The sequence below is a fragment of the Salipiger sp. PrR002 genome (assembly GCF_010500775.1).
Lineage (GTDB): Bacteria > Pseudomonadota > Alphaproteobacteria > Rhodobacterales > Rhodobacteraceae > Salipiger.
Window position 1 is genome coordinate 67813 of record NZ_JAAGOU010000001.1, and the last position, 20404, is coordinate 88216.

19 protein-coding genes are annotated in these 20404 nt (G+C 66.5%); 13 read left to right on the forward strand and 6 right to left on the reverse strand.

Translation table 11 applies throughout. From position 1 onward, the window contains the following. Positions 1–13: 13 nt before the first annotated feature. The 3 genes from hypE (at position 14) to G0A00_RS00345 (ending at position 2303) form a co-directional block, all read left to right on the forward strand. Entirely contained in the window at positions 14–1072 is a 1059-nt protein-coding gene (gene hypE / locus G0A00_RS00335) for a hydrogenase expression/formation protein HypE (protein ID WP_164178942.1), read from the forward strand. 98 nt (positions 1073–1170) lie between these two features. Next, on the forward strand, positions 1171–1767 hold the full coding sequence (locus G0A00_RS00340) for a helix-turn-helix domain-containing protein (protein WP_164178943.1): 597 nt from the start codon (positions 1171–1173) through the stop codon (positions 1765–1767). Further along, complete coding sequence (locus tag G0A00_RS00345) at positions 1764–2303, forward strand: GNAT family N-acetyltransferase (RefSeq protein WP_164178944.1); 540 nt, start codon at positions 1764–1766, stop codon at positions 2301–2303. Before G0A00_RS00340 ends, G0A00_RS00345 begins: the two co-directional genes overlap by 4 nt. Positions 2304–2306: 3 nt before the next feature. On the opposite strand, the gene G0A00_RS00350 is transcribed toward G0A00_RS00345, so the two are convergent. Both G0A00_RS00350 and G0A00_RS00355 read right to left on the reverse strand, forming a co-directional pair. Continuing rightward, entirely contained in the window at positions 2307–3161 is an 855-nt protein-coding gene (locus G0A00_RS00350; RefSeq protein ID WP_164178945.1) for a sulfotransferase, read from the reverse strand. A 123-nt stretch (positions 3162–3284) separates the two neighbouring features. Then, positions 3285–4658 carry an L-serine ammonia-lyase gene (locus tag G0A00_RS00355; RefSeq protein ID WP_164178946.1) on the reverse strand — a complete coding sequence of 458 codons (1374 nt, stop codon included), beginning with the start codon at positions 4656–4658 and terminating at the stop codon, positions 3285–3287. A 203-nt stretch (positions 4659–4861) separates the two neighbouring features. On the opposite strand from G0A00_RS00355, the gene rpiA reads away from it, so the two are divergent. From rpiA to G0A00_RS00385, 6 genes are all read left to right on the forward strand, one after another. Continuing rightward, positions 4862–5626, forward strand: a complete 765-nt coding sequence (rpiA, locus tag G0A00_RS00360; protein ID WP_164178947.1) for a ribose-5-phosphate isomerase RpiA — start codon at positions 4862–4864, stop codon at positions 5624–5626. Positions 5627–5884: 258 nt separating this feature from the next. Beyond that, positions 5885–7342, forward strand: coding sequence for an FAD-dependent oxidoreductase (locus G0A00_RS00365; protein WP_164178948.1), 1458 nt, complete (start codon positions 5885–5887; stop codon positions 7340–7342). 62 nt (positions 7343–7404) lie between these two features. Further along, positions 7405–8559 carry an FtsH protease activity modulator HflK gene (gene hflK / locus G0A00_RS00370; protein ID WP_164178949.1) on the forward strand — a complete coding sequence of 385 codons (1155 nt, stop codon included), beginning with the start codon at positions 7405–7407 and terminating at the stop codon, positions 8557–8559. Between the two features lies 1 nt (position 8560). After that, entirely contained in the window at positions 8561–9592 is a 1032-nt protein-coding gene (gene hflC, locus G0A00_RS00375) for a protease modulator HflC (RefSeq protein WP_164178950.1), read from the forward strand. Beyond that, positions 9589–9780 carry a DUF2065 domain-containing protein gene (locus G0A00_RS00380; RefSeq protein ID WP_066101205.1) on the forward strand — a complete coding sequence of 64 codons (192 nt, stop codon included), beginning with the start codon at positions 9589–9591 and terminating at the stop codon, positions 9778–9780. The genes hflC and G0A00_RS00380 overlap by 4 nt, the downstream gene beginning before the upstream one ends. Positions 9781–10056: 276 nt before the next feature. Further along, complete coding sequence (locus G0A00_RS00385) at positions 10057–11460, forward strand: DegQ family serine endoprotease (protein ID WP_235952898.1); 1404 nt, start codon at positions 10057–10059, stop codon at positions 11458–11460. A gap of 171 nt (positions 11461–11631) precedes the next feature. On the opposite strand, the gene G0A00_RS00390 is transcribed toward G0A00_RS00385, so the two are convergent. Further along, on the reverse strand, positions 11632–12393 hold the full coding sequence (locus tag G0A00_RS00390) for an IclR family transcriptional regulator (protein WP_164179125.1): 762 nt from the start codon (positions 12391–12393) through the stop codon (positions 11632–11634). Between the two features lie 120 nt (positions 12394–12513). Here G0A00_RS00390 and G0A00_RS00395 point away from each other — a divergent pair, with 120 nt between their 5' ends. From G0A00_RS00395 to G0A00_RS00410, 4 genes are all read left to right on the forward strand, one after another. Further along, entirely contained in the window at positions 12514–13221 is a 708-nt protein-coding gene (locus G0A00_RS00395; RefSeq protein ID WP_066101203.1) for a 3-oxoacid CoA-transferase subunit A, read from the forward strand. Between the two features lie 20 nt (positions 13222–13241). Then, a complete protein-coding gene (locus G0A00_RS00400; RefSeq protein WP_203595237.1) occupies positions 13242–13925 on the forward strand; it encodes a 3-oxoacid CoA-transferase subunit B in 684 nt (227 codons plus the stop codon). A gap of 1 nt (position 13926) precedes the next feature. Beyond that, the gene (gene pcaF, locus G0A00_RS00405; RefSeq protein WP_164178951.1) at positions 13927–15120 is read left to right on the forward strand and encodes a 3-oxoadipyl-CoA thiolase; all 1194 of its coding nucleotides are present in this window, start codon (positions 13927–13929) and stop codon (positions 15118–15120) included. A gap of 242 nt (positions 15121–15362) precedes the next feature. Continuing rightward, positions 15363–15944: a hypothetical protein gene (locus tag G0A00_RS00410; protein WP_164178952.1), complete on the forward strand. Its 582-nt coding sequence runs from the start codon at positions 15363–15365 to the stop codon at positions 15942–15944. A 15-nt stretch (positions 15945–15959) separates the two neighbouring features. On the opposite strand, the gene G0A00_RS00415 is transcribed toward G0A00_RS00410, so the two are convergent. From G0A00_RS00415 to G0A00_RS00425, 3 genes are all read right to left on the reverse strand, one after another. Next, positions 15960–17951 (reverse strand): glycosyltransferase, encoded by a 1992-nt coding sequence (locus G0A00_RS00415; protein WP_164178953.1) that lies wholly within the window; start codon positions 17949–17951, stop codon positions 15960–15962. Between the two features lies 1 nt (position 17952). After that, a complete protein-coding gene (locus G0A00_RS00420) occupies positions 17953–19131 on the reverse strand; it encodes an HlyD family efflux transporter periplasmic adaptor subunit (protein WP_164178954.1) in 1179 nt (392 codons plus the stop codon). 138 nt (positions 19132–19269) lie between these two features. Beyond that, complete coding sequence (locus G0A00_RS00425; protein ID WP_164178955.1) at positions 19270–20295, reverse strand: glycosyl hydrolase family 8; 1026 nt, start codon at positions 20293–20295, stop codon at positions 19270–19272. Positions 20296–20404 lie beyond the last annotated feature (109 nt).

Sequence of the window (20404 nt, forward strand, 5' to 3'; positions counted from 1 at the left end):
AGGAGGCTCAGCCATGAACGCCCTCACTCCCGAACCCTCGCGCCAACCCTCGCGCCTGCGCGGCGACCGGGTCACGCTGGCCCATGGCGGCGGCGGCAAGGCCATGCGCGATCTCATCGACGAGGTCTTCACCTCGGTCTTCGAGCCCGCCGGGACCGAGGATCAGGCGCGGCTGATGCATGGCGCGCTGCAGGCCCCCGGCGCGCAACTGGCCTTCACCACCGACAGTTTCGTGGTGACCCCGGTGGAGTTTCCCGGCGGCGACATCGGCAAGCTGGCGGTCTGCGGCACGGTCAATGATCTGGCGGTGGGCGGCGCGCAGCCGCTCTGGCTCTCGGCGGCCTTCATCATCGAAGAGGGCTGCGAGATTGCGCTTTTGCGCCGCGTGGTGGCCTCGATGGCGCGCGAGGCGGCGATAGCGGGCGTGCGCATCGTCACCGGCGACACCAAGGTGGTCGAGAAGGGATCCTGCGACACACTCTTTATCACCACATCGGGCGTCGGGGTGATCCCGGCAGGGCGCGACATGGCGGCGGCCAATATCCGGCCCGGCGATGCGGTGCTGGTCAACGGCGTGCTCGGCGATCACGGCGCGACCATCCTTGCCGCGCGGGGTGATCTGGCGCTGTCCTCGCCCATCGAAAGCGACTGCCAGTCGCTGAACGCGCTGATCGAGGCGGTGCTCGCCGCTGCCCCCGATGCGCGCGCCTGCCGCGACGCCACGCGCGGCGGGCTGGCTTCGGCGCTCAATGAGATGGCGGCGGAGGCGGGGGTGACCGTCACGCTCGAAGACGCCGATCTGCCGATCCGCGACGAGGTGCGCGGGATGTGTGAGCTTCTGGGGCTCGATCCGCTCTATCTGGCCAATGAGGGCACGCTGGTGATGTTCGTGCCTGAAAAGCAGGCCGAGGCGGCGCTTGCGGCGATGCGCGCGCGGCCCGAGGGGCAGGGCGCGGCGATCATCGGATATGCCGCGGCGGCGGGGCCGATCCCGGTGGTCTGCCGCACCGCTTTTGGCGGCACGCGCATCGTCGACATGCTGGTCGGAGAGCAGCTGCCGCGCATCTGCTGAGACGGGGGCTGCCGCCCATGTCTCTCCATTGGGCTTGCCATAACGCGCAAATTCGGGAATCTTTCTCGTATCAGAGATGGATTCCCGGAGCCGATCCCATGCCCGATGCAGCAACCCTGTCCCCGCCCGATGACCTGTCAGGCTTTGCCGCGCGGCTGGCCCGCCGTCTTGCCGCGCTGCGCGGCGAGCGCGGGCTGACGCTGGACCAACTGGCCGAGCAGAGCGGCGTGTCGCGCGCCGCGCTCTCGCGGTTCGAGAAGGGCGAGACCAGCCCCACCGCCGAGGTTCTGGGCAAGCTTTGCCTCGCCTATGGGCTCAGCATGTCGCGGCTGATGGCGATGGTCGAAGAGGGGTTCACCGCGCATGTGCCCGCCGCCGAACAGCCGGTCTGGGAGGACGCAGAGACAGGCTTCACCCGCCGCGTGGTTTCGCCCGGCGCAACCGGGCTTGCCGCCGAGATGCTGCATTGCACGCTGACGCCGGGGGCCGAGATCGCCTATGACGCCTCGCCGGTGCCGGGGCTGGAGCATCACCTGCATCTGCTGTCGGGCAAGCTGCGGGTCGAGGTCGAAGGCGCGGCGCATGAGATGGCGGCGGGGGACACGCTGCGCTACCGGCTCGATGGCGCCAGCCGCTTCACCGCGCTGAGCAAGAAAAAGCCCGCAGACTATGTGCTTGTGCTGGTGACGCCATGAGCGATGTGACCACCGGGGTGGAGATCCGCGCGCTGGGGCTGGCAGAGGCGCAGAGTCATCTGGCCGCTCTCGCCGAGGTCTTGCAGGCCTGCGTCGCCGATGGTGCCAGCGTCGGCTTCGTGATGCCCTTTTCGCTGGCCGAGGCAGAGGGGTTCTGGCGGGGCCTGCTGCCCGAGGTCGGCACTGGCGGGCGTCTGCTCTTTGGTGGGTTCCTTGAGGGGCGCCTGGTCGGGACTGGATCGCTTGTGCCCGCGGGGATGCCGAACCAGACCCACCGCGCCGAAGTGTCGAAGATGCTGGTGCACCCGGCGTTCCGCCGCCGCGGCATCGCGCGGGCGCTGATGCTGGCGCTTTTGGAACGGTCCAAGCAGATGGGCCGTGATCTGGTGACGCTGGACACGCGCAGCGGCGACGCCGCGCAGCATCTCTATTCCAGTTGCGGCTTTCTGCCCGCGGGAGAAATTCCCGAATATGCGCTTGCGCCCGAGGGCGGCGCGCGGCGAGATGCGACGCTGTTCATGTACCGGCTGGGCTGAGCCTCAGCCGGTCGGCGTCGACCAGTTTTCCAGCGCCAGCCCGGTCATCCTGCGCAGCGGCGCATGTTCCGACAGATAGCGCCCGGCCAAGGCGCGGCGGGTGCGCTCGCTGAGCGCTGGCGCGGGGGTTGTGCGCCCGGGCAGGGCGCGGTCGAGCAGGCGCTGCACGGTTCCGGGCTGGGACGGCTCGACCGCGGCGGCGGGGGCGAGGTCAATCGCGGCGGGCGCGAGCCCGAGGTGGGCGCACAGCTGCTCCCATACCTTGGCGGGGGTCTCGCGCAGCGCCTCATAGCTCAGGAACAGGATCTGCTCGCGCGGGAAGGCGTCGAGATAGCGCTGAAGCTGCGTCACGTAATGGCTTTGTTGCGCGTAGCCGTGCCACGCGCTCCAGCCGCTGGCGAGGCGCTGCGGCTCGGCGGCCAGCGCCTCTTCGAAGCTGGGGCTGGGGTCGAGCCCTTGCACGCGGTAATCCGCATAATGCGCGAAGGCGCGGGCCACCGGGTCGCGCAGGGTGATGACGATCCGCGCGTCGGGACGGGCCTCGGCGATGCGACCCGCCGCCTCGCAATGGGCAAGGTAGCAGGGCGAGGCATCGCCGCGCATCGCCGCGCCGCGCCCGGCGTAAAGCGCGAGGTAGTCGGCCGCATCGGTCACCACGGTTGCCATCTGGTCGCGGTCGTAGGGACCGGCGGCCGGACGCGGATCATTGCTCGTATGGGCAAAGTATCTCGGCGCGCGGTTCTCGGGCAGAAAGACCTCCGGATGCTGGGCCAGCCAAGTGCCCAGCGTCTCGGTCCCGGCTTTCGCCGCGCCGACGAGGTAGAATTCCGGGTAGTCTCTCGAAGAAGAGCGTGCCATGGAAACCGTCGCTAAAAACATGCGTATCACAGCATGTTACGGTGCGGCGGGCGATCCCGTCCGCTCCGGCGGCGGACAGGCGGAGGGGGCAAGCGGATGCCCCACTAATCCGTTCGGAGAGGGTCAGCAGTTGGGCACGTTCACCGCAAGCCCGCCGAGCGAGGTTTCCTTGTACTCATGGCCCATGTCGCGCCCGGTCTGGCGCATGGTCTCGATGCAGGCGTCGAGCGAGACGAGATGCGTGCCGTCGCCGCGCATCGACAGCGAGGCAGCAGAAACCGCCTTGATCGCGCCCAGCCCGTTGCGCTCGATGCAGGGCACCTGCACGAGGCCCCTCACCGGATCGCAGGTCATGCCGAGGTGATGCTCCAGCGCGATCTCGGCGGCGTTTTCGATCTGTGCAGGCGTGCCGCCCATGACGGCGCAGAGCCCGGCGGCGGCCATCGCCGAGGCGCTGCCCACCTCGGCCTGACAGCCCGCCTCGGCGCCAGAGATCGAGGCGTTGTATTTCACCAGCCCGCCGATTGCCGCCGCGGTCAGCAGGAACTCGGGGATGCGCGAGGAGGTGGCGCCGGGCACGAAGTCGAGCCAGTAGCGCAGCACCGCGGGCACCACGCCCGCCGCGCCATTGGTGGGCGCGGTGACCACCTGTCCGCCAGCGGCGTTCTCTTCGTTGACCGCCATGGCGTAGCAGCTCATCCAGTCGTTGATCACATGCGGCGCGGTGAGATTGCGGCCACGTTCGGCCTGCAGCTGCTCGTGGATATTGCCCGCGCGGCGCTTCACGTTCAGCCCGCCGGGCAGGATGCCGCCGCCTTCCAGCCCGCGTTCGAGACAGCCCATCATCACCTCTGAGATGCGCAGCAGCCCGGCATCAAGCTCGGCGGCGGGGCGGCGCGACAGCTCGTTGCGGCGCTTCATCTCCGCGATGCCGAGGCCGGAGGTCGCGGCCATTTCGAGCATTTCGGCGGCGGTCTTGAAGGGGTAGGGCACAGCGGGGCCGTGGTCCTTGTCCTCGCCCGAGTTCAGCTCGTCCTCGGTCAGCACGAACCCGCCGCCGACGGAATAATACGTCTCCTGCGCGATCACGTCGCCCTGCGCGTCGGTGGCCATCAGGATCATGCCGTTGGCATGGCCGGGCAGATTGCGGTCGTAGTCGAAGCGCAGGTCCTTGGCGGGGTCGAACTTCAACGGCGCCAGCCCCTCGGGACGCACCATGCCGGTCTCGTTGATCTCCGCCAGCGCGGCCTCGGCGGCCTCGGCATCGAAGGTCTCGGGCAGGAAGCCCGCAAGCCCGAGGATGGTGGCGCGGTCGGTGGCATGGCCGACGCCGGTGAACGCCAGCGAGCCATGCAGCGAGCCGCGCAGCCCATGGGCGGCGAAAGGCGCGGCGCGCAGCCGGTCGAGAAAGCGCCCGGCCGCGACCATCGGCCCCATCGTGTGCGAAGACGACGGGCCGATCCCGACCTTGAACATCTCGAAGACGGACAGAAACATGCAAAAACCTCGGTTGGCGTTGGGCTGTTTGCGGCGACCCTATCCTCTGGCGCGGCGATGTCACCCGCGGAAAGCGGCATTCCGCCGGGGAAAAACGCTGCGGCGCCAAGCGCGGGCCTGCCTTGGCGGGGATTTTGGCTATCGCCCACGGGCGCGATCTTTCCTATAAGCGCCCCCGATATCACAAGAGGGGAGTCGCGGCGATGTCCGACCAGCTTTCGGCCAGCGATCTGGCCAAATTCGTATGCGCCCGCCGTGCGGCGGATTTCGTCGAGGACGGCATGCGCGTCGGTCTCGGCACCGGCTCCACCGCCGCTTGGCTGGTGCGCAGCCTTGGCAAGCGCGTGCGCGAGGACGGGCTGAAGATCCGTGCCGTGCCGACCTCCAGCCGCACCGCGGAACTGGCGCGTCAGGTGGGCATCGAGGTGATCAGCCTCGACGAGGCGGGCTGGCTCGATCTGACCATCGACGGCGCCGATGAGTTCGACCCCGCGCTGAACCTGATCAAGGGCGGCGGCGGCGCGCATCTGCAAGAGAAGATCGTCGCCTGCGCTTCCGACCGCATGGTGGTGATCGCCGATGCGGCCAAGGATGTGGCGACGCTGGGCGCCTTCCCGCTGCCGCTCGAGGTGATCCCCTTCGGCGGCGCCTCGACCCGCAAGCTGGTCGAGCGCGCGCTGGCGGACATGGATGTGGACGGCCGCGAAACCACCCTGCGCATGGCCGGTGAGCAGCCCTTCATCACCGATGAGGGCAACCATGTGCTCGACCTGCATCTGAAGCGCATCGGCGATCCGCGCGCGCTGTCGCTGGCGATCAACCAGATCCCCGGCGTGGTGGAGAACGGCCTCTTCCTCGGCATCTGCGACACGGTGGTGATCGGCCATGCCGATGGCCGCGCCGAGCTGCGTGGCGGCGAAGCGGGCGAGAGCACGGTCGATCTCAGCGAGGCTCAGACCCTGCTCTGAGCCCCGCGCCCAGACTGACACCAACCAGACGACGCCAAAACGACAGGCCGCCCATGGAACATCCGTGGGCGGCCTTTCATCTTTCGACAAATACTCCGGGGGCGCGGGGGCTGGCCCCCGCCTCGGCGCAGCACCTCTGCACGCAGAGCGCGCACGTCGCATGGCGCCGCTGCCATCCGGCCCGGTCGCTCTGGTCATCCGCCCGGCTCTGTGGTCTACCTCCCGCCGACAGAAAACAAGGCGACCCAGAGGCGACCCATGAGCGATTTTGACTTTGATCTCTTTGTGATCGGCGGCGGTTCGGGCGGCGTGCGTGCGGCCCGCGTTGCGGCGGGCGAGACCGGCGCCAAAGTGGCCCTCGCCGAAGAGGACCGGTATGGCGGCACCTGCGTCATCCGCGGCTGCGTTCCCAAGAAACTGATGGTCTTCGCGTCCGAATACGGCACCGTTGCCGAGGACGCCAAGGGCTATGGCTGGGACATCGCGGAAGGGGCTTTCGATTGGAGCGCCTTCCAGCACCGGCTCAACAACGAGCTGGACCGGCTCGAAGGCATCTACCGCAACCTGCTGAAGAACTCGGGCGTCACCTCCTATGATGCGCGGGCCAAGGTGAAGGACGCGCATACGGTCGAACTGTCGACCGGCGAGACGATCACCGCCAAGCACATCCTCGTCGCCACCGGCGGCCGCCCGATGCGCCCCGAGATCCCCAATGCCGAGCTGGGTCTGGTGTCGGACGATATCTTCCACCTTGAGGATCTGCCGAGCTCGATCCTGATCGTCGGCGGCGGCTATATCGCCTGCGAGTTCGCCTGCATCCTCAACGGGCTTGGCGTCGAGGTGACACAATACTACCGCGGCGCGCAGGTTCTGCGCGGCTTTGACGAGCAGGCCCGTGGCCTGATCGCCGAGAGCATGGTGGAAAACGGCGTGCAGTTGCATTGCGGCACCGACATCGTTGAAATGCGCCTCGCCACCGCCGAGGATCTCGAAGAGCATGAGATCGCCGGCGTGTCGATGGGCGCGCGGATGCAGGAAATGCTGGCCGATCACAGCGGCGGCAAGCCCGGCGACGGCCCGGTCTGGGTCAAGGCCTCGAACGGCGACGTGAAGGTCTTTGACAAGGTGTTCTTTGCCACCGGACGTCTGCCCAACACCGACGACATGGGTCTCGAAGAGGCTGGCGTGAAGCTGGGCCGCAAGGGCGAGATTCTGGTGGATGAGTACAGCGCCACGGATGTGCCCTCGATCTACGCCATTGGCGATGTCACCGACCGGGTGAACCTCACCCCGGTGGCGATCCGCGAGGGCATGGCCTTCGTCGAGACGGTGTTCAAGGACAACCCCACCAAGGTCGATCACGAGCTGATCCCCTCGGCGGTCTTCACCCAGCCCGAGTTCGGGACGGTGGGCCTGTCCGAGGAAGAGGCGGCCGAGCAGGAGCCGATCGAGGTCTATGCCACCTCGTTCCGCCCGATGCAGAGCGCCTTTGCCGGTCGGCCCGACCGGGTGATGATGAAGCTGGTCGTCTCGAAGGCGACCCGCAAGGTGCTGGGCTGCCACATCGTCGCACCCAACGCCGGGGAAATGATCCAGCTGGCGGGGATTGCCGTAAAGATGGGGGCGACGAAAGAGGATTTCGATCGTACCGTGGCAGTGCACCCGACCATGTCGGAAGAGATCGTGACGCTGAAGTCCCCGGTGCGCACCGCTTGAATTCGCGGTGAAAATGCACAGGTAGGGGAACACACAGACGTGAGTGAGAGGGAAGGAACCTAATGGCAGGACACGGCGGCGGCCCCTGGGGCGGCGGTGGCAATCAGGGTGGCGGCAGGCCGCCCAGCGGTGGCGGAGGCAACAACAACGGTGGCCGACGTCCCGAGGATCCGCAGATCCCCGAGATCGACGAGCTGATGAAGAAGGGCCAGGAGCGGCTGCGCGTGCTGATGGGCGGGCGCGGCGGCAACAACGGCGGGCGCACCGGTGGCACCGGCGGCGGCTCGGGCGGGCCCAAGTTCAACCGCAGCACCGTGGCCCTGATCGCGCTGGTCGCGGTTGGTGTCTGGGGTTGGATGAGCTTCTACACCGTCCGGCCCGAAGAGCAGTCGGTGGAGCTTTTCCTCGGCAAATATTCCTCGACCGGCAATCCCGGCCTGAACTTCGCGCCTTGGCCCTTCGTCACCCATGAGGTGGTGAATGTGACCTCGGAGCGGACCGAGACCATCGGCAACGGGCGTGATGCGGCGGACAGCCTGATGCTGACCACCGATGCCAACATCGTCGACATCGAGTTTCAGGTTGTCTGGAACATCAACGATCCGGCGAAACTGCTGTTCAACATTCGCGACCCGCAGCTGACCGTTCAGGCGGTCTCCGAGGCGGTGATGCGCGAGATCATCGCGGCCAGCAACCTCGCCCCCATCCTCAACCGTGACCGCGGCATCATTGCCGACACGGCGATGAGCGAGATTCAGGAAACGCTGGACGAGTACGAGAGCGGCATCAACATCGTGCGGATCAACCTCGACACCGCCGATCCGCCCCGCGAAGTGATCGACGCCTTCCGCGAGGTGCAGGCCGCCGAGCAGGAGCGTGACCGTCTCGAACGTCAGGCCGACGCCTACGCCAACCGCGTGGTCGCCGAGGCCCGTGGTGAAGCGGCGCAAATCCGCGAAGAGGCCGAAGGCTATCGTGCGCGCGTGGTCAACGAGGCGCTGGGTGAAGCCAGCCGCTTCTCTGCCGTGCGCGAGGAATACGTCAAGGCGCCCGAAGTCACCCGCCGCCGTCTCTACCTCGAGACGATGGAGAACGTGCTGGGCGGGGTCGACAAGACCATCCTCGACGAGGGCGTGACCGGCGAGGGCGGCGTTGTGCCTTACCTGCCGCTCAACGAGCTGAACCGCAGCCGAACCACCACAGAGGGAGGTAACTGACATGCGCAAGTCGACTTATGTGCTGCCGGTGATCGTCGTTCTGGCGGTGATTGCCCTCTCGTCGATCTTCGTGGTGGACGAGCGCGAGAAGGCACTCGTGCTGCAGTTCGGCCAGATCAAATCGGTGAAGGAAGAGCCCGGGCTCGCCTTCAAAGTGCCGCTGATCCAGGAAGTGGTGAAATACGACGACCGCATCCTGTCGCTCGACACCGACACCATCGAGGTGACACCGTCGGATGACCGCCGCCTCGTTGTGGACGCCTTCGCGCGCTACCGCATCGCCGATGTGGTGCGCTTCCGTCAGGCCGTGGGCGTGGGCGGTCTGCGCACCGCCGAGGACCGCCTCTCGGGCATCCTCAACGCGCAGATCCGCGAAGTTCTGGGTGCCGATCAGGTGACCTCGGACGTGATCCTGTCGGAAGACCGTCGCGGGCTGACCAACCGCATTCGCGACCAGGCACGCCAACAGGCGCTGTCGCTGGGCCTTGATGTGGTGGACGTGCGTCTCAAGCAGACCAACCTGCCGTCGCAGAACCTCGAGGCGACCTTCGCCCGGATGCGCGCCGAGCGGGAACGGGAAGCCGCAGACGAGATCGCCCGTGGTAACGAGGCCGCGCAGCGCGTGCGCGCGCTGGCCGACCGGACCGTGGTCGAGACGCAATCGGAAGCCAACCGCGATGCCGACATCATCCGCGGTGAGGCCGACGCCGAAAGCAACGGCATCTATGCCGAGGCCTATGGCGCCGATCCCGAGTTCTTTGGCTTCTACCGGTCGCTGCAGGCCTACCGCAACGCGCTGCCGGGCGAGAATTCCTCGATCGTCATGACCCCGACCGGCGAGTTCTTCGACTATTTCCGCAATCAGGGTGAGGCCACTCCGGCACCGCTCGCGGAAAGCTCGGAAGAGGGCGAGGATTCCGCTGCGGCGGCGCCCGCGGCCCCCGCTGCTTCGGCTCCCTCTACTTCGGGCAGCACGGCCACCGGCTCTTCCACCAGTGGAAGCGCCACCACCGGCGCCACCGCCACCGAGTGAGCGGCACCGACATACTGACGGGGATCGCTCTGGTTCTCGTGATCGAGGGGCTGGTGTACGCACTGGCCCCTTCGCTTGTGGAGCGCATGCTCGAGGCGCTGCGCGACATGCCGCTGGAGATGCGCAGGTTTCTGGGGCTTGCGACGCTGATCACCGGGGTTCTGCTGCTGTGGATCGCGCGCCGCTGAGCGGGCTTGCGCCGAGCCTGCCGGCGGCGCACCGCCGAAATTTTCACTGCCCTGTCACATGGGCTTGAAACCTTGAAACCTTTTCTTTGGTGGCCGCCCAAAGCACCTATGTTACGCTTGTTCATGAGGAGGCAGCGCGCCGCGTGGGGCACCGCGCTCAAGACCGCGATCAAGGCTGCCGAACAGAAGGAGTTCCCTGTGAAACCACAAAATCTTGCAGTGACGGAGGGTGCGAGCCCGGTGCGGCTGTTCTGGCTCGCCACGATCTCCGCATTCATGATCGTCTCGCAGTCGCTGATGGCGCAGGCGCAGAGCGCGCCTGACAGCTTCTCGGGACTGGCCGAGCGCGTCAGCCCCTCGGTCGTCAATATCACCACCTCGACGATGGTCGCGGGGCGCACCGGCCCGCAGGGCATCGTTCCCGAAGGCTCGCCCTTCGAGGATTTCTTCCGCGAGTTTCAGGACCGCAACGGCAATGGCCCCGAAGGCGACCGGCCGCGCCGCTCCTCGGCGCTCGGCTCGGGCTTCGTGGTGTCGGAAGACGGCTATATCGTCACCAACAACCACGTCATCGAAGGCGCGGATGAGATCACCATTGAGTTCTTCTCCGGCAAGGAGCTGGACGCGAAGCTGGTCGGCACCGACCCCAACACCGATATCGCGCTGCTGAAGGTGGACGCGGACGAGCCGCTGCCCTTCGTCAAGTTCGGCAACTCCGACGACAGCAAGGTCGGCGACTGGGTTATGGCCATGGGCAACCCGCTGGGGCAGGGCTTCTCGGTTTCGGCCGGGATCGTTTCGGCCCGCAACCGCGCGCTCTCGGGCACCTATGACGACTACATCCAGACCGACGCGGCGATCAACCGCGGCAACTCGGGCGGCCCGCTGTTCAACATGAACGGCGACGTCATCGGGGTGAACACCGCGATCCTCTCGCCCAACGGCGGCTCGATCGGCATCGGCTTCTCGATGGCCTCGAATGTGGTGACCAAAGTGGTCGACCAGCTCAAGCAATACGGTGAGACCCGCCGCGGCTGGCTCGGCGTGCGCATTCAGGACGTCACCCCGGATATGGCCGAGGCGCTTGGCCTCGACAGCGCCGAAGGCGCGATGGTCTCGGATGTGCCCGATGGCCCGGCCAAGGATGCGGGCATGAAGGCGGGCGACGTGATCGTCTCCTTCGACGGCAAATCGGTCTCCGACACCCGCCAGCTGGTGCGGATCGTCGGCAACACCGAGGTCGGCAAATCGGTCCGTGTGGTGGTCAACCGCAACGGCAACACCGAGACGCTGCTGGTGACCCTCGGCCGCCGCGAGGAAACCGAGACCGCCGTGCCCGCCTCGCAACAGCAAGAAGGCATCGAAGAGCCCGCCACCAAGGACCTGATGGGCCTCACCCTGTCGCCGCTCACCGCCGAGCTGCGCAGCGAGCTGGGCCTGCAGGACAGCGCCAAGGGTCTTGCGGTGACCGACGTGGACCCCGCTGCCGAAGCCTATGAAAAGGGCCTGCGTGCCGGGGACGTGATCACCGAAGCCGGTCAGACCGAGGTGCTGAGCCTCAATGACCTCGAGGATCGCATCACCGAAGCCAAGGACGCCGGACGCAAGTCGATCCTGCTGCTGGTGCGCCGCGGTGGGGATCCGCGCTTCGTGGCCCTGAGCCTCGACACGGACGAGTGAGCCACTAGGTTCCACAGGTCAAGCTCATGAAAACGGGGCGGGGGGAAACCCTCGCCCCTTTTCTTGTCGGGCAACTGTCTCTTAAGGCCTTTGGCCTTCATTGTTCTGCAAATACGCAGTCGGCACCTGCCACCAGCGCCGAAGTCGCGTATTTTGGGAACAATGAAAGGCTCAGGGCAGCACCCGGCGCAGACCCGCCTGCACCTTGAGGAGGGCGGGCAGATAGTCTTGCGCCAGATCCTCCGGTTCCGCCTGCATGGCAGGCAGGCCGGTGTTCAGCGCGGCCACCACTTTCCCATGCGCGTTGTAGAGCGGCACGGCGATCGAGCGCAGGCCCATTTCCACCTCTTGATCGATGATGGCAAAGCCCTGCGCGCGGGTCTGGGTGATGCGGGCGATGATCTCTTCGGGGTCGGTCAGCGACCGCGGCGTGCGCGGCGTGAGGTCGGAGCGGTCGAGCAGGGCGCGCATCTCCGTCTCGGGCAGGGCGGCGAGCAGCACCCGGCCCATGGAGGTGCAATGGGCCGGCAGGCGCGAGCCGGGCATCAGGCCGATGCTCATGACTTTGCGCTGCGCGGCGCGGGCGAGGTAGACGATCTCGGTCTCGTCGAGGATCGACACCGAGCTTGACTGATGGATCTGTTCCGACAGCTGATCGAGCCAGGGCTGTACCAGCTGCGGCAGGGGCAGGGCGGCGAGCGCCCCCATGCCGAGGCGCAGCACCCGCGGGGTCAGCTGAAAGAATTTCCCGTCGTAATCGGCGTAGCCCAGCCGGTGCAGCGTGAGCAGACAGCGCCGCGCGGTGGCGCGGTCGAGGCCGGTCATCTCGGCCACCTGCGCGATCGACAGGCGCGGGGTTTCGGCGCGGAAGCACTCGATCACCTGCAGGCCCTTCGCCAGCGAGGCGATGTAATCGGTCGGTTTGTTCAACATGCGCACGATCTGCGGCGGTATCTGAACAAATGTCAACATGCGCACGAAATCCATAGCCCCTGTTACTCGCAGGTCATATTTCCGCTTCCGAGGGCGATCCGCGCCCACAGGAGGATTTTCATGGACAAGAGCATCGCCAGCGCCGCGGAGGCCGTTTCGGTCATTCCCGACGGCGCCACCGTGATGATCGGCGGCTTCGGTGGCTCCGGCGCGCCGATCGAACTGATCCACGCGCTGATCGACCACGGCGCCAAAGACCTGACCGTCGTCAACAACAACGCCGGCAATGGCCACGTCGGCCTTGCCGCGCTGATCGAACAGAAGCGGGTCAAGAAGCTGATCTGCTCCTTCCCGCGCTCGGCGGACCCGCGGGTCTTCACCGAGGCTTATCTGGCCGGAGAGATCGAGCTTGAGATCGTGCCGCAGGGCACGCTCGCCGAGCGTATCCGGGCGGGCGGCGCGGGCATCCCGGCCTTTTACACCGCCACCAGCTATGGCACCGAACTGGCCGAGGGCAAGCCGGTCGAGGAATTCGAGGGCAAGCACTACGTCCGCGAGCGCTGGCTCAAGGCGGATTACGCGCTGATCAAGGCCGAGCTGGCCGATCCGCATGGCAATCTGACCTACCGGATGGCGGCGCGCAACTTCAATCCGGTGATGGCCATGGCCGCGACCCACACCATCGCGCAGGCCTCGCAGATCGTTCCGCTGGGCGGCATCGATCCCGAGCATGTCATCACCCCCGGCATCTTTGTCGGCTCGGTGGTCGAGGTGGCAAAGCCCGCACAGGAAGAAGAGCTGAACCGGGCGGAGGCCGTTTACCCATGAGTGACATCGCGAGCGATACCATGACCGACATTTCCGCCATCAAGCTGAGCAACGCCCAGATCGCATGGCGCGCGGCGCAGGACATCGAGGATGGCGCTTACGTCAACCTCGGCATCGGCTTCCCGGAGATGGTCGCCAAGTTCCAGCCCGAGGGCAAGCAGGCGATCTTCCACACCGAGAACGGTGTGCTGGACTTTGGCAAGGCGCCCGAGCCCGGAGAGGAAGATTGGGACTGCATCAACGCCGGCAAAAAGGCGATCACCATCAAGCCCGGCACCGCCTTCTTCCACCATGCCGACAGCTTCGCCATGGTGCGCGGCGGCCATCTCGACGTGGCCATCCTTGGGGCCTATGAGATCGCGCAGAACGGCGATCTCGCCAATTGGTCCACCGGCAAGGGCGGCGTGCCTGCCGTCGGCGGCGCGATGGATCTGGTGCAGAGCGCCAAGCGTGTGGCGGTGCTGACCGACCATGTCACCAAGAAGGGCGATCCAAAGCTGGTCGCCAGCTGCTCGCTGCCGCTGACCGGTGTGGGCTGTGTGACGCGCATCTACACTTCGCTGGCGGTGGTCGACGTGGAGGGCGGCAATTTCGTCCTGCGCGAGAAGATCCCTGCCATCTCCTTCGACGAACTGCAGGCGCTCACCGGCGCGCCGCTGCATGTCGAGGGCGAGGTTGCCGACCTGATCTGCCCGGAGCTCTGAGATGACCGACGCTTATATCTGTTCCTATATCCGCACGCCCATCGGCCGCTTTGGCGGCGGGCTCTCCTCGGTGCGGGCCGACGATCTTGGGGCCATTCCGCTGAAGGCGCTGATGGCCAAGCACGACATCGACTGGTCGGCGGTGGACGAGGTTTACTTCGGCTGCGCCAATCAGGCGGGCGAAGACAACCGCAACGTCGCGCGCATGTCGGCGCTGCTGGCGGGCCTGCCGGTGACGGTGCCGGGCACCACGCTCAACCGCCTTTGCGGCTCGGGCATGGATGCGATCATCGCAGCGGCGCGCGCCATCAAGGCGGGCGAGATCGAGCTTGCCATCGCGGGCGGCGTCGAGAGCATGAGCCGCGCGCCCTTCGTGATGCCGAAGGCGTCCTCGGCCTTCTCGCGCAATGCCGAGATCTACGACACCACCATCGGCTGGCGCTTCGTCAACAAGCTGATGAAGGCGCAATACGGCGTCGATAGCATGCCCGAGACCGGCGAGAACGTGGCCGAAGAGTTCGGCATCAGCCGCGAGGATCAGGACGCCTTTGCCATGCGCTCGCAGGAAAAGGCGGCGGCGGCGCAGGCCAATGGCCGTCTCGCGCAGGAGATCACCCCGGTGACCATCCCGCAGCGCAAGGGCGATCCGCTGGTTGTCGACACCGACGAGCACCCGCGCCAGACCTCGCTGGAGAAACTCGCCAAGCTGCCGACGCCGTTCCGCGAGGGTGGCTCGGTCACCGCGGGCAACGCCTCGGGCGTGAACGACGGGGCCGCGGCGCTGATCATCGCCTCGGAAGCGGCGGTGAAGGCGCATGGGCTGACCCCGATCGCGCGCATCGTCGGCGGCGCCACCGCAGGCGTCGAGCCGCGCATCATGGGCTTTGGCCCGGCACCGGCGTCGAAGAAGCTGATGGCGCGGCTTGGTCTGACGCAGGACGCCTTCGATGTGATCGAGCTGAACGAAGCTTTTGCCTCGCAGGGCATCGCCACGCTGCGCGATCTTGGCATCGCCGATGACGACCCGCGGGTGAACCCCAACGGCGGCGCCATCGCGCTTGGCCACCCGCTTGGCATGTCGGGCGCGCGCATCACCGGCACCGCCGCGCTGGAGCTGAAGCCCGGCCAGAAGGCGCTGGCCACCATGTGCATCGGTGTGGGCCAAGGCATCGCCATCGCGCTCGAAGGCGCGTGAGCCACAGCTGAGCCATCTGCTCTGCAAGGGCATGTCAGGGGCGGGGGGCAACCTCCGCCCCTTTTGCGTCAAAAGATGGGTGGCGGAAACATGCCGCTATGTCAGGGATTAATGTCTCGATAATGACACGGCGCGACCTGCGCTTGGCCCGGCCACTTGCATCGGCGTGCCTGCGTTGCGAACCCTAGGTCAATCCGGGCGACCCTCCGGCGGGCAGACAATCAACAAAAATGGAACCGAACATGACGACCTCTGGCTTTCTCGCTACGGCCGGTCTTGCGGCATCTCTGGCATTGTCGGCGCTTCCAGCTGCGGCGGACGGCACCTTCGTGCAGCTCGAACAGGCGCAAAGCACCTCGGGCGCGGTGCTGGCGGTGAACCGCGACAAGCTGAACTACGGCGGAGTGGTGAGCCATTGGGACGGGGGCTATTCGGTTGTTGGCAGCCTCACCTACGGGTTCGACACGCCGATTGGTGCCAGCTTCAAAATCGGCCCGGCGGTGGGCGGTGTCTACAAGGATGGCGAAGAAGACGAGTATGACCTCGGCGTGCGGGCCTCGCTGGATCGCTGGATGCCCACGTCCTTTGGCTCGTTCTACTATCTCGCCGAGCTTAACAGCATCGAGAACAGCTGGTTCGGGCTGGTGTCTTTCGGCTGGGGAGACAGCGGTTTCAACACCGAGCTTTCGCGCGGCGGCAGTGACAGCTATCTCGACACCACCCTCGCGGTGAACAAGCATTACGACGGGCCGGTAAGCCTGCGTGCAGGCTATCGCTTCAACTCGGGCGAGTTCTTCATCGGCTTTTCGGTCAACACGTTCTGAGGCTCGCGCAGCGCGTCAGCCGGGCAGACCGAAGCTGATGCGCCGCGCGATATCTGCGATCACTGCCGAGGTCCGTGTGCTGACGATGCCCGGCGCATCGCCTTCCGCATAGAACCGCACGAACAGCGCCTCGCGCTGCTCTGCCGTCGGCTCCAGCTTCAGGCGCGCGCCGTCGGTGGTGGTGGCGATCACATAGGCCTCGAGATCGCCGACGTCGGGCAGATGCAGGATGCCGCGTGTCTGCAGCGGATAAAGGTTTCCGCGCAGCCGCGCCGTATCGAGCGTGAGCGACGACAGCCACAGTGTGTCGCTCCGGCCATTGGCGGTGAAGCTCACGCGTTCAGGCTTATCGGCGATATGGGATTCGGCGCGGGGCAGTTCGATGCAGGTAAAGCAGGTCACCGTCAGCACGGCCATATTGTACACGGTCCAGAAGACGATCACCCATTTGCCGTCACCCGCATCATTATAGGCAAAATTATCGTCGAAAATGCCGAGGCTAAGGCCAACCACGCTCAGCACAAGGCAGATCGCGAAGGGCGCCATCAGCCGCCATTGCACCACCACCTTCGAGCGGTCGCCCCCTTTGGCGGTGACCGAGAACTTGTGCCCCTTGGGGCGGAACAGCCCGGTATAGGCCGCGCGGGTGATCGGGATCGAGCCGATGAGCTGGCTGACGTCATGCATAACCGGGATCATCAGCCCGCGCGACAGCAGGTTCATCACCATGGTGACCCAGACGTAATAGGGGCCGAAATAGATCAGCACATCGGCCAGCTGCGCATCAACAACGGTGATGTTGAAGAACCAGTAGAGCAGCGGAAAGACGATGGCGGCGAGGCGGAACGGAAAACTGGTGGCCCAGAAGAACACCGAGTCGATGACGCTCCAACGGTCGCGGATGCGCAGGTTGGCTTTGCTGAACGGCCCTACGGACGAGCGGGCGATCTGCATCAGGCCAAGGCACCAGCGCGCGCGCTGGGTGATGTATTCGGCGATGCCTTCGGGGGCGAGCCCCTCGGTCAGCGGCTCGTTGAGATAGACGGTCTTCCAGCCGATGGTCTGCAGCGCGATGGTCAGCATGAAATCTTCGGTCACGCTCTCCGTCGGGAAACCGCCCAACTCGCGCAGCGCGTCCCAGCGGCTGATCGACGAGGTGCCGCAGCAGATCGCCGTGCCCCATGCATCGCGCGAGCATTGCATGTGGTCGAAGAAAAACCGCTGCTCGTCAGGGTAAGAGGCGCTGAGCCCGAGGTTGTGCTGGATCGGGTCGGCGTTGAAGAAGTGCTGCGGCGTCTGCACCAGCCCCACGGTGGGATCGTGAAACAGCGCCAGCGAGCGCGAGATGAACCCCCGGTGCGGCACGAAATCCGCATCGAGCACCGCGCAGAAGTCCGGCGGCACCGGGTCTTCGGCCAGCCGGTCCAGCGCGTGGTTGATGTTGCCCGCCTTCGAACCCTTATTGTCGGGCCGCCGCATATAGCGCACGTTTTGCGTTTCGCAGTAGTCGCGCAGCCAGTCGCGGCGATTGTCGTCGAGGACGATGATTTCCTTGTTGCGGTGCCGTAGCGATTTGGCCCCGATGATGGTGCGCTCGAGGATCTCGCGGTCCTCGTTGTAGGTGGCGATCATCACCGCAACTTTGGGCTCTTTGTCGCCCCACCACGCCGCGTGTTCGTCGGCCTCGATGCTGCGCTGCTTGTGGCGGGCGAGGATGACGAAGGCACTGAGCGAGCCGATCAGCGTGGCCAGTTCCAGCCCATAGAGCGCGTAGCTGAAGAAGGCGCTGGCGCTGAACTCCAGCGGCGCCAAGGTCTCTGCGCCGCGCCACCACGCGTAGCGCGCGGCAAGGATGAAGGCGACGGCGAAAAGGATGCTGCGGTCGCGGGTGCGGTAGATGTCGACGATGAACGGCAGGATCAGCCCGATGCCCGCCACCAAGAGCAGATAGGCGCTGCTCGACCCCAACTCGCCGAGATGGGGGAACGGGGCGAGATCTCGGTTCATCTCAGTCGAACCAGCCGCGGAAGATGTCCAGAGGACGCCCGTCAAAGAAGGCCCGGCCAGTGCGGCCCACGGCGCAGCCGATCTCGGGGTCGGCGTTGAGCGAGGGCACCAGCAGCGTCACGTCATAGCGTTCGAGGTGCTTGGCGCTCGGCGCGACGGCGAGGTTGGCGTAGATCGTGCGCGCGCCGCTGCCGGCAAGGCGGCCGACCGTGGCGGGATAGAGATGCGACTGCCCGGTGAAGCGGAAGCTGGCGTCTTGCCCCACGCGCAGCGAATTGAATGTGCGCTCGGTCACCGAAAGGGTGACGATGCTGCGACTGCAGTCGACGAGGCGCAGAACCGGATCGCCGCGCTGCACGGTCACGGCATCGGCCTGCAGCGTCTCCCAGAACAGCATGCCCTCGGCGGGGGTGCGCAGTTCGGCGCGCGACTGGCGGCCAAGGCGCTGGCGGGCGCGGGTCATGCGGCGCTCGAGCGCGGTGCGTTGCGCCTCGGTCTCGGCGAGGGCCGCGCTCAGACTGTCGAGCTCATCGTCGATCTGCGCCATGCGCTGCCCGGCATAGGGCGCGTCGTTGTAGCCGTCGCCGAGATAGACCCCCTCGCGCGCGGTGGCGAGTTCGATCTCCAGCGTCTCGACGCGCTCGCGGGCATGAGAAAGCGCCAGCGCGCGGGTCACCGGCTCGCCGGGGCGCCGGCTGTCTTCGACGGTCACGCCATCGGCCAGCGAGGCGGCGGCGCTGCCGGTGCCTTCGTCCGATGCTTCGAGCAATGCGACGCGCTCGCGCGCCTCTTTCAGCCGCGCCTCGATCTCTTCGATGCGGGCGGCGTGAAAGCGTTCGGCGCGGGCTTCAAGATCGCCGCGGGCCTTCTCCTTCTGCTCGATGTCGGCCTCGATCCGGGCATAGGCGGCGCCTGCCGTGTCGGCTTCGAGTTGCAGATCATAGAGCCGGACGGAATCGGCGAGCGGATCGTTCACCGTGGCCAGAAGATCGTTCTGCGCAAGCCGCGCGCCAAGTGCGTGCCCCTGCATTTCCAGCGTGCCTGCCACCGGCGCACGCAGCGTGACCACCGGCGCGTTGACAGTGGCGTTGGCGCTGGCGGCGGTCATCTGTTCGCCGATGATCACCCACAGCGTGGCGAGGATCGCGGCGATGCCGATGATGAGGCGGGTATACTTCATGTGCTGCTCGCGGTGTTTGCCCGTTTTGCGGGATTTTCTGCGCGACGCAGCGAGAGTGCAAGCCGTTGGCCGGCAAAAGTTTACGCGAGGTGGTGCCTCGGTAAACTTTTCTCAAGGATTAAGGCCGGAACTGGGCTGTCAGCAGCTTCCGCGCTCACGAATGGCCACATTTGCCAGAAGTTGCAGGGTCGCCGGGTAGTAGGACTGCGCGGAATCCTGCCGGGTTGCCGGGGGCAGGGGCGCGCAGCGGGCCAGCGCGGCGATGGCGCGATAGCCCGCGCTGTCGGAAACCGCACGCACCTTGCCTGCGGGCCCGAGCGCGACGGCGACCTTGCCGCCGGGGCCTGCCGCGTCGAAGCCTGCCAGCGCAGAGGCGACGGCGGGATGCGCGGTGCGGCCCGACCATGTCAGGTAAAGCGGGATGCGAATGGCGTCATAGCTCGAGCGCAACTCATGTTCCTGCGGCGCATCAAAGCCCGCCTCGGTGACGTCGATCCAGTCCGGCAGCACCGGCTCGCGCGCAAGTTCGGCCAGCAGCTTCTCGCCGTGGTCGGCGGCGCGGATCAGCTTGGGCTCCCCGGCGGCCTCGCCAAGCTCGCGCAGCGCGCGGGGCATGATGTAGGAGGGGTTAAAGAGCACCCGGTCGGGGGCCATGCGCGCCTCGGCTCCGGGCCTCAGGATAAGCTCTTGGGGTGCGCGCGGGTCGGGCGCGAGGCACAGGCGCGCGATGTCGCGGGCGATGGCCATGGCGGTGTCGTAATATTCGTGCCAGCCGCTGTCGCGCGCTGCCCGCAGCAGAGCCCAAGCGCGGAAGAGATCGCCATCGGTGGCGTTGTGCCAATCCTCGATATTGTCGCGGCGGCGGGGGATCCATTGCCATGCCATAAGCCGGTCGTCGCGGATCGCGAGATTATGCGCCGTCCACTCCTCCATATTTCGGAAGCTGCGCTCATCCCCATGGGCCTGCGCCAGAAGCAGGCCATAGCCCTGACCTTCGGAATGGCTCGTGCCGCCCTGCAAATCGTCGATCACGCGCCCGTCGGGCTGCATGAAGCGTGCGCGCCACAGCCGCCAGCATTGCTCGGAACTGGATTCGGCGGTCGCTGCCGGGGCGGCGCTGCAGGTCAAAGCGGTGAGCCCCGCGAGGAAATTGCGTCTGTCCATAACTGCTCGGTCAAATTGCGGCATGTTTCAGCTTCTGCGCTCTTCAAAGCCGATAGTGCGTGGGAAATCACGCATTTCCATAGCTTACGCGAGCGTAACTTGCTCTTTT